This window comes from Streptosporangium sp. NPDC001559 (assembly GCF_042893955.1).
Lineage (GTDB): Bacteria > Actinomycetota > Actinomycetes > Streptosporangiales > Streptosporangiaceae > Streptosporangium.
Genome location: NZ_JBIAVG010000004.1, coordinates 343549 through 356745, shown reverse-complemented (window position 1 = coordinate 356745; position 13197 = coordinate 343549). Strand labels below are relative to the sequence as shown.

12 protein-coding genes are annotated in these 13197 nt (G+C 72.6%); 9 read left to right on the top strand and 3 right to left on the bottom strand.

What is annotated here, in order from left to right; genetic code table 11:
• The first annotated feature begins 45 nt into the window (after positions 1-45).
• Both ACFYY8_RS11670 and ACFYY8_RS11665 read left to right on the top strand, forming a co-directional pair.
• The gene (locus ACFYY8_RS11670) at positions 46-1095 is read left to right on the top strand and encodes a UDP-N-acetylmuramate dehydrogenase (protein WP_390039731.1); all 1050 of its coding nucleotides are present in this window, start codon (positions 46-48) and stop codon (positions 1093-1095) included.
• Positions 1096-1331: 236 nt separating this feature from the next.
• Positions 1332-1901 carry a TMEM165/GDT1 family protein gene (locus tag ACFYY8_RS11665; protein ID WP_352010777.1) on the top strand — a complete coding sequence of 190 codons (570 nt, stop codon included), beginning with the start codon at positions 1332-1334 and terminating at the stop codon, positions 1899-1901.
• A 70-nt stretch (positions 1902-1971) separates the two neighbouring features.
• Here the strand turns inward: ACFYY8_RS11665 and ACFYY8_RS11660 are convergent, their stop codons facing one another.
• On the bottom strand, positions 1972-2238 hold the full coding sequence (locus tag ACFYY8_RS11660) for a glutaredoxin domain-containing protein (RefSeq protein WP_362780639.1): 267 nt from the start codon (positions 2236-2238) through the stop codon (positions 1972-1974).
• A gap of 126 nt (positions 2239-2364) precedes the next feature.
• On the opposite strand from ACFYY8_RS11660, the gene ACFYY8_RS11655 reads away from it, so the two are divergent.
• Genes ACFYY8_RS11655 through ACFYY8_RS11635 form a run of 5 tightly spaced genes read left to right on the top strand, consistent with a single transcriptional unit; the run spans position 2365 to position 9634 of the window.
• Positions 2365-3990 carry an ABC transporter substrate-binding protein gene (locus ACFYY8_RS11655; protein ID WP_390039728.1) on the top strand — a complete coding sequence of 542 codons (1626 nt, stop codon included), beginning with the start codon at positions 2365-2367 and terminating at the stop codon, positions 3988-3990.
• The gene (locus tag ACFYY8_RS11650; protein WP_390039726.1) at positions 3987-5903 is read left to right on the top strand and encodes an alpha/beta hydrolase family protein; all 1917 of its coding nucleotides are present in this window, start codon (positions 3987-3989) and stop codon (positions 5901-5903) included. The genes ACFYY8_RS11655 and ACFYY8_RS11650 overlap by 4 nt, the downstream gene beginning before the upstream one ends.
• On the top strand, positions 5903-6982 hold the full coding sequence (locus ACFYY8_RS11645) for an ABC transporter permease (RefSeq protein WP_390039724.1): 1080 nt from the start codon (positions 5903-5905) through the stop codon (positions 6980-6982). The genes ACFYY8_RS11650 and ACFYY8_RS11645 overlap by 1 nt, the downstream gene beginning before the upstream one ends.
• On the top strand, positions 6979-7866 hold the full coding sequence (locus ACFYY8_RS11640; protein WP_390039721.1) for an ABC transporter permease: 888 nt from the start codon (positions 6979-6981) through the stop codon (positions 7864-7866). Before ACFYY8_RS11645 ends, ACFYY8_RS11640 begins: the two co-directional genes overlap by 4 nt.
• 1 nt (position 7867) lies before the next feature.
• Positions 7868-9634 (top strand): ABC transporter ATP-binding protein, encoded by a 1767-nt coding sequence (locus ACFYY8_RS11635; RefSeq protein ID WP_390039719.1) that lies wholly within the window; start codon positions 7868-7870, stop codon positions 9632-9634.
• A gap of 21 nt (positions 9635-9655) precedes the next feature.
• Here ACFYY8_RS11635 and ACFYY8_RS11630 read toward each other — a convergent pair whose 3' ends face one another.
• The gene (locus tag ACFYY8_RS11630; RefSeq protein WP_390039717.1) at positions 9656-11338 is read right to left on the bottom strand and encodes a hypothetical protein; all 1683 of its coding nucleotides are present in this window, start codon (positions 11336-11338) and stop codon (positions 9656-9658) included.
• 169 nt (positions 11339-11507) lie between these two features.
• Here ACFYY8_RS11630 and ACFYY8_RS11625 point away from each other — a divergent pair, with 169 nt between their 5' ends.
• Together ACFYY8_RS11625 and ACFYY8_RS11620 are read left to right on the top strand one after the other, a co-directional pair.
• The gene (locus ACFYY8_RS11625) at positions 11508-11927 is read left to right on the top strand and encodes an SRPBCC family protein (RefSeq protein ID WP_390039715.1); all 420 of its coding nucleotides are present in this window, start codon (positions 11508-11510) and stop codon (positions 11925-11927) included.
• 3 nt (positions 11928-11930) lie between these two features.
• A complete protein-coding gene (locus ACFYY8_RS11620; RefSeq protein ID WP_390039713.1) occupies positions 11931-12371 on the top strand; it encodes a MarR family winged helix-turn-helix transcriptional regulator in 441 nt (146 codons plus the stop codon).
• A gap of 141 nt (positions 12372-12512) precedes the next feature.
• Here the strand turns inward: ACFYY8_RS11620 and ACFYY8_RS11615 are convergent, their stop codons facing one another.
• The gene (locus tag ACFYY8_RS11615; RefSeq protein WP_390039711.1) at positions 12513-13139 is read right to left on the bottom strand and encodes a hypothetical protein; all 627 of its coding nucleotides are present in this window, start codon (positions 13137-13139) and stop codon (positions 12513-12515) included.
• Positions 13140-13197 lie beyond the last annotated feature (58 nt).

Below are 13197 nucleotides of genomic sequence, written 5' to 3'. Positions count from 1 at the left end.
CCGTAGGCTGGTCGCCGGATTGTCGCACCGGGCGTGGGGAAGCGCATGACTGAGCGGGTCGCAGGGGTACGGCTGGCGCCGTACACGACGTTGGGGCTGGGCGGGGCCGCGAGGGCGTTCGCCGAGGCCGGGTCGGCGGAGGAGATCGTCGAGCTGGTCGCGGCGGCGGACGCGGCGGGAGAGCCGGTGCTCGTGCTCGGCGGCGGCAGCAACCTGGTGGTGGCCGACGAGGGCTTCGACGGCCTGGTGGTGCGGGTGGCGTCCAGGGGCGTGCGGACCGAGACCGAGGGCGGGAGGGTCAAGGTCACCGCGCAGGCGGGGGAGGACTGGGACGCCCTGGTCGCCCTGACCGTCGCCGAGGGGTGGTCCGGGGTGGAGTGCCTGTCCGGCATCCCCGGGCTGGTCGGTTCGACGCCGATCCAGAACGTCGGAGCCTACGGGCAGGACGTGTCACAGACGATCACCGGGGTGCGGGTCTACGACCGCGGGACGGGCGAGGTCAGGGACATGGACGCGGCGGAGTGCGGTTTCGCCTACCGCGACAGCGCGTTCAAGGAGGAACTCGGCAGGCACGTCGTGCTCTCGGTCACCTACGAGCTGACCGCCGACGACCTGTCCGGGCCGGTCGCCTACAAGGAGCTGGCACTCAGGCTGGGCGTCGAGCTGGGGGAGCGGGTGCCGCTCGGGCGGGCCCGTGAGGCCGTGCTCGCCCTGCGCGCGGGCAAGGGCATGGTGCTCGACCCGGCGGACCCGGACACCCACAGCGCGGGCTCGTTCTTCACCAACCCGGTCCTCAGCGCGGCGGAGGCGGCCGAACTCGACCTGCGCGTGCCCGGTTTCCCCCGCTGGGACGTGCCCGGAGGCTCCGTCAAGGTCCCCGCGGCCTGGCTGATCGAGAACGCGGGCTTCCCCAAGGGCTACCGGCGCGGCCCGGCGCGCATCTCGACCAAGCACACCCTGGCCATGACCAACCCCGAGCTGTCGGCGACCACCGAGGAACTGCTCGACCTGGCCCGCGAGGTGCGTGACGGCGTGCTGGAGAAGTTCGGGGTCACGCTGGTCAACGAGCCCGTGATGGTCGGAACCGGTCTGTGAGGGCATTTGCGGGCGCCTGTTATCGTGGAGCGGTAACACCCGAAGGGGAGTAGTCCCAATCGCGTGATCGACATACTGGCGCCACGGCGCCCGGTCGCGCGGGCCTTGAGGCGGAGACGCCGAGGCGGACGAGACCTTCGGCCTGGCAGGCATACATCGATGCCGCCGGGCCGAAGTCGTGCCCGAGACTCCCCGGGTGCCCCTTCCGGCCCGGCCGCGCGCGGAAGGGCAGCTCGTTGGAAGCATTCTGGATCAGTCTCGCTGTGATCTTCGTCGCCGAACTCGGCGACAAGAGTCAGCTCATGGCGATGACCTTCGCGACCAGGTTCAAACCGTGGCCGGTCCTGGCCGGTATCACCCTGGCCACCGCGGTCGTCCACCTCGTCAGCGTCGGTCTGGGCAGGCTGGCCGGTGACCTGATCCCCACCACGGCCATCACGATCGTGGCGGGCCTGGCGTTCCTGGGGTTCGCCGTGTGGACGCTGCGCGGGGACGAGCTGACCGACGAGGAGGAGCAGAAGGCCAGCCGTACGACCAGGTCGGCGATCGTGGCGGTGACCGTGGCGTTCTTCCTGGCCGAACTCGGCGACAAGACCATGCTGGCCACCATCACGCTGGCCACGCAGTACGGCTGGTTCGGCACCTGGCTCGGCTCGACGGTCGGCATGGTCGCCGCGGACGCGCTGGCCATCCTGGTCGGCCGCATGCTCGGCAAGCACCTGCCGGAGAAGGTCATCAAGTACGGCGCCGCCGCGGCGTTCGCCGTCTTCGGCGTCGTGCTGCTGGTCGAGCCGCTGTTCGCCTGAGCCGTGGCTCACGGCGCGGCCGGTACCCCGCGTCGTCTGAGCGGTCGCCCGTGGATCTCCCTCCCGGGGTTCACCGGGCGGCCGGAGCCTCGCCTTCGGCCGGCCCGAGCCGTTCGCGGATCTCCCGCAGGCTCGGGTTGACCAGGCCGGTGCCGTCGGGCATGACCACGGTCGGGATGAGCCAGGAGCCGCCGCCGATCTCGGTGATGCGCTCGATCGCCCCCGGGGTGTGGTCGACGTCCACCTCCGTGAAGGGGATGCCGGCCCGGGTGAGCTGGGACTTCAGGCGTTGGCAGTGGCCGCACCAGGGGGCGCTGTAAACGGTGAGGGAGTCCATGTATTTCCCATTCGGAAGGTGGGTTTGACCGGGGCGCCGTCAGGCGAATACTCTCCAGAGCCAAGTGGATAGTAATGGTAGACGCAGCAGCTAGACAGGCTGGCTGGTCGCAGAAAGTAGGTCTCCGTGACCGGTCTCCCCGACGTCGCCCTCACCCGGCGTTCCCTCCTGAGGTCTCTCGCCATCGTGGGCGGCCTGGCCGCGATCCCCGGTCTCGCCGCCTGCGGCTCGACAGAACCGGCCGCCGCTCCCGCCGCCGGGAAGACCGACCTGCTCAGGGTCGCGCTGCCCTCCTCGATCGGCTCGCTCGACGCGAGTAAGGAGGCGGGCATCATGAACTACGTCGTCGCCCTCCTCTGCCAGGAGGCGCTCGTCGGCGTCGGTCAGGACGGCGGTCTCCAGCCCGCCCTCGCCGAGTCGTGGGAGCGCAAGGACCCGAAGACCTACGTCTACCGGATCCGCTCCGGGGTGACCTTCACCGACGGCACGCCGCTGACCGCCGACGACGTCGTGGCCAGCCTCGACCTGCACGCGAAGAAGGGCTCCACCTCGGCCTACGCCTACGCCTACGCCAACGTGGAGGAGATCAAGGCCGACGGCTCCACGGTCACGATCACCCTGAAGGAGCCGGACGCCTCCTTCGCCTGGACCCCATCCCCGGGCACCCTGCAGATCACGAGCAGGAAGTTCGTCGAGACGACCGGCGAGAACATCGGCACCCCGGCCGGGAAGATCCTCGGCACCGGGCCGTACAAGGTGACCGAGTTCGCGCCCGACTCGCACGTGACGCTGGAGCGCAACGACGCCTGGTGGGGCGGCAAGGTCCCCTACCGGCAGATCAGGCTGGACTTCGTCCCCGAGGAGTCGACCCGGCTGCTGGCCATGCGCGGCGGCTCGGTCGACGTCGCGCTGAACGTCCCCGCCGAGCAGATCGACCAGTGGAAGGCGATCTCCGGCGTCGAGGTCCGCACGGCCAGCGACAGGTCCCTGGTCACCCTGGCCTTCAACACCGCCAAGAAGCCCTGGAACGACATCCACGTCCGCAAGGCGGTCGCCCACGCCGTGGACCGCGAGGGCATCGTGCGCAGCGTGCTGCGCGGCCACGGCCAGGTCGCGACGACCGTCCCCGACCCGGCCCAGTGGGGCGGCGTGCTCGACGAGGCCCAGGTCAAGGACCTCTACGCGCGCATCCCGCAGTACGGCTTCGACCTCGCCAAGGCCAAGGAGGAGCTGGCGCTCTCCTCGGTGCCGGGTGGCTTCTCCGACGTGCTGACCTACCCTGGCAGCGGCCCCCAGCTCGGCAGGGCGGCCCTCACCCTCGCCGAGAACCTCAAGACCATCGGCATCACGCTGGAGGTCAAGGAGATCCCCCTCGAACAGTGGATCTCCGAGCTGGGCAAGCACGACTCCGGCGTCTACCTCGGGTGGTACTTCGCCACGACCGGCGACCCCTCCGAGTACGTCCAGCAGCTGCTCAACGGCGCCTACGCCGGGGAGAACGGCTCCAACATCGCCGAGTACGCCAACGCCGACGTGACCGGGCTGCTCGACGACGCCAAGAAGAGCACCGACGACGCGGCCAGGGGCAGGCTGCTGGGCGACGCGCTGGTCAGGGCCGCCGCCGACGTTCCCTACCAGCCGCTGTGGTGGGGGGAGGCGGCCACCGCGTTCGGGCCGAAGATCGGCGCCGGGGAGTTCGGCCCCTACTTCTTCGTCGGCCCCTGGGCCGCCAAGCTCACCACCCGCTCATGACCGTCGTGGACCTCTCGCAGGACGCGGGGCTGCGGGCGCACGCGGCCCTGGCGACCCTCCGGGTGCCCGACGCCGTCGCGCTGCACCCCGAGGGCACCCGCGTCGCCTGCGTCCTGCCCCCGTCCGAGGCCGAACCCGTCGCCCACGTGCTCGACCTCACCCGTGCGGACGCCGTCCCCACCCCGGTTCCCGAGATCGCGGGGCGCGGGCACGCGCTGACCCGCTGGCTGCCCGACGGGCGGCTGCTGCTCGCCTCAGGCGACGGGGAGGCCCTCGACCACGTCGAGGTCCGCGCGGGCGACGACCTCGTCACCGTCTGGCGGGCCCGGGTCGACGGGGAGATCGAGGACCTGGTCGCCGACGCCGACGACACCGTCCTCGTACGGCTCGCCGACCCAGGAAGCGAACGCGACGGCAGCCACCTCGGGCTCCGGGTGGCCGACCCGGCCTCCGACCCCTTCGTCAGGACTCCGGGCGGACGGCTGCGGCGGCTCGCCCTGCTCACGATCGGGGACCCGACCCCGAGGCCCGTCCCCACCCCCGGCCTGACCGTCTGGGAGGCAGACTGGCGCGACGGCCTCGCCCTGGCCGTGACCTCGGCGGATGAGACCCCCGGCGGGTACTACCGGCCCGGCCTCGTCCTGATCGACCCGGCCACCGGGGGGACCCGGACCCTGCTGACCACCTCCTGGCAGCTCAGCCGTCCCAGGCTGGCCCCCGGCGGACGCGCCGCCGTCGTGGTCGAGGGGCTGTCCATCGTCTCGGGACGGGTCGTCCACCTCGACCTGGAGAGCGGTACGGTGACCCGGCTGACCGCCGTGGACGACGTCACCGACCTGGGCTGGCTCGACGAGCGCACCCTGTGGTTCACCGGGTGGTCGGGAACCGGCACACACGGCGGCACCATGACCGCCGAAGGACGGGTGCTGAGCCGCTGGACGGCCTGGGGCACCCTCGGCGGGCGCGACGGTCAGCCGTCGCTGTCGCCGGACCGCACCGGCACCCGTGTCGCCGCCGTCTGGGAGACGGCCGGGCGACCCCCGGAGATCGCGCTCGCCGTCCTCACCGAGGGGAGGTGGCACCAGGTCACCGCCCTCAACACGGACCTCGCGCGGCTGGCCGTACGGCAGGAGGAGGTGAGCTGGACCGGGCCTGACGGGCTCACGGTCCAGGGGCTGCTGCTGACCTCCGGGGAGGCGCCGGGGCCGAGGCCGCTGGTGGTGATCGCGCACGGCGGGCCGACCTGGCTGTGGTCGAGCGCCTTCGCCCCCGCCGAGTCCAACCAGCTCGCGCTGCCGCTGGCGCACGCGGGCGCCGCCGTACTGCTGCCCAACCCCCGGGGCAGCAGCGGACGCGGGCAGGACTACGCCCGCCGGGTCATCGGGCACGTCGGCGAGGAGGACCTCGGGGACGTGCTCGCCGGGACCGACCACCTCGTGGCGGCCGGGATCGCCGACCCCGGGCGGATGGCGGTGCTCGGGCTCAGCTACGGCGGCTATCTCAGCGCGTGGGCGGTGACGCGAACCAGGAGGTTCAGGGCGGCGGTCGTGATGTCCGGCGTCGCCGACTGGCTCAGCTTCACCACCGCGAGCAACCTCGCGGGCGGCTACGACCCGCTGTACCACCGGGGCGCCGACGCGACGACCCCGGAGGGCAGGGAGTTCCTCGCCGCGCGTTCCCCGGTCTGCCACGCCGGGGCCGTGACCACCCCGACGCTGATCCTGCACGGCGCCGAGGACAGAACCACTCCCGCCGGGCAGGCGGACCAGCTCTATCGTGCCTGGTCAGCGGCCGGAGTGAGGACTCAGCTGGTCGTCTACCCTCGGGAGGGCCACGAGCTGACCGAGCCGGGACACCGTCACGACGCGGCCGGCCGCGTGCTCGCCTGGCTGACGGAGAACGGGGTGTTGTGATGGACGGGCGGAGCCGGGACAGCCTCCCGCCGGATGGGGACGACGGCTCTCACGGGGACGTCCGGGAGGGCGCCGCGGGAGACGGCCCGCGCGGGGGCGGTCGCCGTCGTGGTCGGCGCGCCGGGCGGAGCTGGGCCGCCTTTCTGGCGCGCAGGCTGGCCGGGACCGCCGTCGTCGTCGCGCTGGTCTCCGTCGGTGTGTTCGGCCTGCTCTACCTCGCCCCGGGCTCGGTCCAGCAGACCCTGCTCGGCACCCGTCCCGCCACGCCGGAGACCATCGCCGCCATCCAGGCCCGCTACCACCTCGACGACCCGCTGCCGGTGCGGTACCTCACCTGGCTCGGCGGCGCCCTGCGCGGCGACCTCGGCGTCTCCATCAGGACCGGCTCCCCGGTCTCGGACATGATCGGCGAACGGCTGCCGCTCACCCTGGCGCTCACCGGGTACGGCACGCTGCTCGCGGTGCTCGTCGGCGTCCCCCTCGGCGTCGCGGGAGCCGTACGGCGGGGCAGGGCGACCGACCGGTTCACGGTCACCGCCGGGGTGGTCGGGCTGAGCGCCCCGCCGTTCGCCGTGGGACTGCTGCTGCTCGTGGTCTTCGCCGCCTGGCTCGGCTGGTTCCCCGTGTACGGCACCGGCGAGGGCCTGGCCGAGCGGATCTGGCACCTGACGCTGCCCGCCGCCGCGCTGGCCGTGGGCGCCGTCGGCATGCTCGTCCGCTTCAGCAGGGCCGCGCTCATCCGCGAACTCGACCAGGACTACGTGGTCTTCGCCAGGGCGCGCGGCCTGGGCGGCGCCGGGGTCCTGGCCTACGCGCTGCGCAACTCGCTCGTGCCGATCCTCACCGCCGCCGGGCTGGTCGTGACCGGCATGCTGGCCGGGACCGTACTGGTCGAGGTGACCTTCGCGCTGCCCGGCCTCGGCTCCCTGCTGGTCGACTCGGTCACCTTCAAGGACGTGCCCGTGGTCCAGGCGCTCGCGCTGCTGCTCACCCTGCTCATCGCCGCCGTCAACCTCCTGGTCGACGTCGGCTACTCCCTGGCCGACCCCAGGGTCAGGCTCAGCGGGAGGGCCTCGTGAGGCGCCCGCTCGCAGGCCGTCGTCCGCGGGAGGCCGCGGGAGTCCGCAGGAGAGGCGCGGTGCCGCCCGGGTGGCTGCGCGCCCCGGTGAGCGTGGCCGTCGCCCTCCTGGTGCTGATCCTGGCGGCCGTCGCCGCCGCCTTCTCCCCCTGGATCGTGCCGGACGCCACCGCCCAGGACCTGATGCTGGGCATCAGCGGCCCCGGCCCCGGCCACCCGCTCGGCACCGACGACCTGGGCCGCGACGTGCTGGACCTGCTGGTCGCCGGAGCCCGTACGGCCGTGCCGGGGGCACTGTGCGTGGCCCTCGGCTCCATGGTCGTCGGCAACCTGGCCGGGCTGCCCGCCGGATACCTCGGCGGCTGGGTGGACGCGCTGGTCATGCGCTGGGCCGACCTGGTGTTCTCGCTGCCCGCCCTGCTGGTCGCCATCGTCGTGGCGGGCGTGCTCGGCGGCGGGTACGGCCTGGCGATCGCCGTACTGGTCGTGCTGTTCTCGCCGACCGACACACGGGTGGTGCGCGGAGCCGTACTCGAACAGCGGCACCGTCCCTACGTCGAGGCCGCCCAGATGAAGAACCTCTCCTCCTGGCGGATCATGACACGGCACGTGTGGCCGAACATCGCGCCCGTCGCGCTGGCCAACGTGTTCCTCAACTTCGCCTACGCCCTGGTCTCGCTGGCCTCGCTGTCCTTCCTCGGTCTCGGCGTCGCGGCGGGCTCACCCGACTGGGGGCGGACGCTCTCCGACAACCGCACCCAGTTCCTGACCAACCCCTGGACGGTGATCGCCCCCGGCCTGGCGATCATCGCCGTCGCCGCCGCGCTCAACATCGTGGGTGACTGGCTCTACGAACGCGTGGACGCGCGGGGAAGGGCACGCTGAGATGACGCACGAGGGCGGGATCACGGTCGAGGGACTGACCGTACGGCAGCCCGCGACCGGCAGGACCCTGCTGTCCGAGGTCTCCTTCGACGTCGCGCCGGGGGAGTCCCTCGCGATCGTCGGTGAGTCAGGCTCGGGTAAGTCGCTCACGGTCAGGGCGACGCTCGGCCTGCTGCCCAGGGGACTCGACGCCGCCGGCCGGGTGAGCGTCGACGGCGTGCGGGTCGACGACGATCCCCGAACCCGGGCCAGGCAGCGCGGCGGTGTGGTCTCCCTCCTCATGCAGGACCCGTTCACGCTGCTCAACCCGCTGCGCCGGGTGGGCAGGCAGATCGCCGACGGGCTGCCGAAGGGGGCCGACGCCGCGACCGAGGTGCCCAGGCTGCTGGCCGAGGTCGGGCTGCCCGGGGACGTGGCCGGGCGCTACCCGTTCCAGCTGTCCGGCGGTATGCGGCAGCGTGTCGGCCTGGCCGCCGCACTCGCGGGCGGGCCCCGCGTGCTGGTCGCCGACGAGCCGACGACCGCGCTCGACGCGACCACCCAGCGTGAGGTGCTCGCCCTGGTCAGGCGCATCCAGCGGGACCGGGGCATGGCGTTCGTGCTCATCACCCACGACCTGCGGCTGGCCTTCTCCACCTGTGACCGGGTCATGGTGATGTACGCCGGGCGGATCATGGAGAGCGGTGGGGCGGCGGCCGTACGGGACGAGCAGCTCCACCCCTACACCCGGGCCCTGCTGGCGGCCGAGCCGCCCGCCGACCGGCGTCTGGCCGTCATCCCGGCCGTCCCCGGCTCCGTGCCCGCCCACGACGCGGTCGCCGACCGGTGCGCCTTCGCCGCCCGTTGCTCCCTGGCCGTGCCCGGGTGCCTGGCCGTACGGCCCGAGCCGCAGGTCGTACGGCCGGGCCGGGAGTCGGCCTGCCTGCGCGCCGCCGAGCTCCCCGCCAGGCCCGCGCCCGCGCCGGGGGTCGTGCCCCCCGCGCCGGTCACGGCCGCCCCGGTGCTCGACCTGCGGGATCTGCGCAGATCCTTCGCCGGGACCGCCCGGCCCGCGCTCGACGGGGTGAGCCTCACCGTCGCGCCCGGTGAGGTGGTCGGCGTGGTCGGAGAGTCGGGGTCGGGCAAGACCACGCTCGCCCGCTGCGTCGCCGGGCTGGAACGCCCCGACGCGGGCACGGTCCTGCTCGACGGGATCGACTGCTCCGACTACGGCAGGCTGAGCCGTACGGCGGTGCGCCAGGCCCGGCGCACCGCGCAGATGATCTTCCAGGACCCCTATTCCACGCTCAACCCCGCCCGCACGATCGGGGCGACCCTGGCCGAGTCTCTGCGCGCCGACGGCCGCCCGGCCTCTCCTGGAGACGTCGCCCGGCTGCTCGAATCGGTCGGCCTGAGCCGCGACATGGCCGGGACGCGTCCCGCCGGGCTGTCCGGCGGCGAACGCCAGCGGGTCGCGATCGCCCGCGCGGTGGCGGGCGAGCCCCGGCTGCTGATCTGCGACGAACCGGTCTCCGCGCTCGACGTCTCGGTGCAGGCGCAGATCCTCGCCCTCCTGGCCGAGCTGCGGGAACGGCTTTCCATGGCGATGCTGTTCATCACCCACGACCTGGCGGTCGTCCGTCAGGTCACCGACCGGCTCTACGTGCTTGAGGCGGGCCGGTGCGTGGAGACGGGCCCCGTCGACCGGGTCCTCGACGCGCCCTCCCACCCCTACACGCGGACGCTGCTGGCCAGCGTCCCCGACGGCTCCCCGGGCTGGCTCGGTTAACGCCGAAGCGGCCCGCCCGGGTCACCCGGGGGTCAGGGCGGCCTCCGCCTCGGCGAGTTCCCTCGCCGGATCCACCATCCTGGTCAGCAGCTCCAGGTCGTCCGGGTCGTAGCGCCGCCTGACCTCGCGCCAGCGTTCGGCGGCGACACGCAGCAGCGGCACCGCCTCCGCGGACCGGCCAAGGCGACGCAGCACCATCCCGTAGTAGCCGGCGGCCTCGATGCCGTACGGATGCTCGCGCCCACTCTCCCAGGCGTGCCGCAGCAGCGGCTCCGCCTCGGCGTACGCGCCGCGCTGGGCCTTCAGCTTGCCCGCGAACATCGCGGCCAGGCCCCCGCCGCTCTCGGCCGAACGCAGGTACCAGCGTTCGGACTCCTGCCAGTCCTTGTGGTGGTCGGAGAGCAGGCCCATGGCGAAACAGGCCTGGTGGTGGCCGAGTTCGGCGGCGCGGCGGTGCCAGTGGTCGCGCGCCTCGGGTTCGCGCAGCTCGTTGTGGAGCTCACCGAGCCGGAAAGCGGCCTCCGCCTCGCCCGCCTCCGCGGCGGGCAGGAACCAGGCGGCCATGTGGCGGGCGGAGGCCCCGCCCCAGTCGTACAGCATCCGCCCGTAGGCGTATCCGGCGCGCACGTCACCCGCCTCGGCGCGCTCGCGCAGCTCGGGCAGGCGGCGCAGGTCCCGATCCGGCGGGACGTCGTCCTCCTCGCGCAGCGAGGCCACCATGGCGAGCATGTCCGCCACGTCCTCGCCGTTCTCCTCGGCCCTGCGGAACCACAGCTCGGCCTCGTCGAGTCTGCGCTGCCGCCTGCACAGGTTGCCGAGGTTCCACTGGGCGGACTCGTGGCCCGCGGCGGCCGAGTCCGCGTACCAGCGCTCGGCCTCCGACAGGTCTCCGCGCTGTTCGTGGAGGACGCCGAGCACATAGGTGGCGCCGTCATAGCCCTGTTCGTGGGCGCGTAGGAGGAGCTCGCGGGCTTCGGGCCAGCGATCCGGCGTCCGTACCTCCTCGATGCGGATCGCGTGGTTGACGAGCGCGACCGCGCTGCCGAGGGCGGCGGCCCTGCGGTAGTAGCCCTCGGCCTCGGTGAGCAGGCCCGGGTAGTCCTGGAAGTGGCGTTTCATGTCGGACAGCGGGTACAGTGCCTCGTTCGCCGCCTCCGCGTCGCCGTCCTCCTCCGCCGACGCGAGGTCGTGGGCCACCTGGTCGAAGTCACCGCGTACACCCTCGAAGAGCTTCACCCAGCGGAAGACGGCGATGTCACCGAGGTCGACGTCGCGCATCAGGAACTCCGCCGCCTCGTCGGGCTTGCCCTCACGGGCGAGGAGCCTGCCCAGCTCGATCTTGCAGGACAGGTCGCCCATCTCCCATCCACGCCGGAACCAGCGGGTGGCCTCGGGGTCACCGTTCTCCCCGAGGAGGACACCGAGCCCGTACGCGCAGCCCGCGTCGGTCTCGGCGGCGCCTCGGTAGAGCCGTTCGGCGGACGCCCGGTCTCCGCGAATCTTGCGGTAGCGGGCGAGGGTGAAGGCGGAGAACGCGTCCCCGGCCTCCGCCGCCCGCTCCCAGTACGGGATGCTCTCGTCGACGTGCCCGCTCCTGAGCAGGGCGTCGGCGAGACGGCGCGCCCTTTCCCGGTCGCCTGCCCGCGCGGCGGCGACGAGCTCCTCACCCCTGCTTCGCATATCTTGTGTCGGTTCTGGCGTCATGGGGGAATTGTCCCAGTCGCCGATGGGCGGAGATCATCTCGATGTTGTGTCCGCCCCGCCCCCTGGAAACCGTAGGTCGCCTGGCTCGCCTGACGGGTTCGGGAGGGTTTGACGGGGTAATCTCTGCGAAGATAGTCTGCGCGCATCCTAAATACAGAGAGGGAGACCCATGTGGGAGTACGAGTACGGCGTCGAGACCACCGCCGCTCCTGAGACGCTGTGGCGTCACTGGTCCGACATGGGGACGTGGCCGCAGTGGAACGACGGGATCGAGAAGATCGAGGTCGACGGCCCGTTCGCCGTGGGCACGGCGTTCAGGATGACCCCGCCGGGGGAGGGCCCCATCGAGATGCGCCTGGTGGAGATCGTGCCGGGTGAGGTGTTCACCGACGAGATGGACGCCGGTGAGTTCGTCGTGCGCACCGTGCACCGGCTGGAGAGGCTTGACCCGGGACGGACCCGGGTGACCTACCGTACGGAGATCACCGGACACGCCGCGGACGAGGTCGGGCCTCGGCTCGGTCCGGCGATCACCGCGGACTTCCCCGACGTGGTGGCCGCGCTGGTGAAGCGGGCGGAGGAGGGTTAGGCCGTGGTCGCCCATCCGGACGAGAGCCCGGGGTTCCTGCTGTGGCACGTCACGCTGCGCTGGCAGCGGGAGATCGTCGCCGCCCTCGCCCCGCTGGACCTCACCCACGTGCAGTTCGTGCTGCTGGCGACCACCTGGTGGATGAACTCCCACGGCGAGAGTCCCAACCAGCTCAGCCTGGCCAGGCGCGCGGGCACCGATGTGAAGATGACCTCGCAGGTGCTGCGCAGGCTGGAGGACAAGGGCCTCCTCAGGCGGGAGGTCGATCCCGCGGACACCCGGGCCAAGCTGCTGAGGACCACCGACGAGGGTGCCGAACTGGCACGACGGGCCATCGGCGTCGTGGAGGCCGTCGACGCCGCCTTCTTCGGAGCCACTCCCGACCTCTCCACCCTGCAGGCCCTGATGCGCCCTCTCGCCGACCGCCCTCTCGCCGACCCCTGAGCCGGGCCGGGTCGAGGGAGCCGCCGGTCCTGGCCGTGTGTTTCCTGGGACCGGCGGCGTTCTCGTTCTTCTCTGTGGTCTTCGCCGGGTGACCGGTGGTCGTGGGGGCGCCGGAGGCGGCCGGGCCCGCGTGACGGGTGGTCAGGACCAGTAGGAGCGGGCCCGTTCCGCGGCGGTGGTGAGGGCCTCGCCGTCGATCTTGGTGAAGGTCAGCGGCACGTCGAACGCGGGCCACTGGACCACGAACTCGAACGGCTCCGGCGGCGGCAGCGGCCACATCCACAGGTTCCAGTGGCCGGTGGCCAGGCGGCCCCCGCCGCCTCCGCCGCCTCCGTTGCCCTGACGCAGGACGGGCCCCTTGGGGCGCGGCGGCGGCCACTCGTCGGAGGTCGTCCTGCCGTCCACGGTCGTCGCCTTGGAGCCGTCGGGCAGGCGCACGCCGAAGCGCAGGACCTCGTCCTCAAGGAGGCGGCTGGGGCGGGTCCGGTTGCGGCGTCCCTCGAACATCAGGCCACGCCGTTCCCACCAGCTGTCCTCGTCCTCGTCGAGGAGCCGTCGTGCCGCCAGCCGTACGTGGAACTTCACGTTCTCGGGGAACGCGACGGCGCTGGCGAGGACGATCGTGATCGAGTCGCTCTGGAACAACGTCTGCTCGACGGCCACGGTGCCGCCGAGCAGATCCTTCGGGGGGCCTGCCCACGGGGGCTGATCTCTCTCCTCCGAGGCCAGGTCCCGGCCGAGTCGTGGAGGGGGGGTGAAGAAATCCATGCGGTCAAAGTACGCAACCTCACGGTCTGTCCGGGTGTTTTTTCACCACATGGCAGCC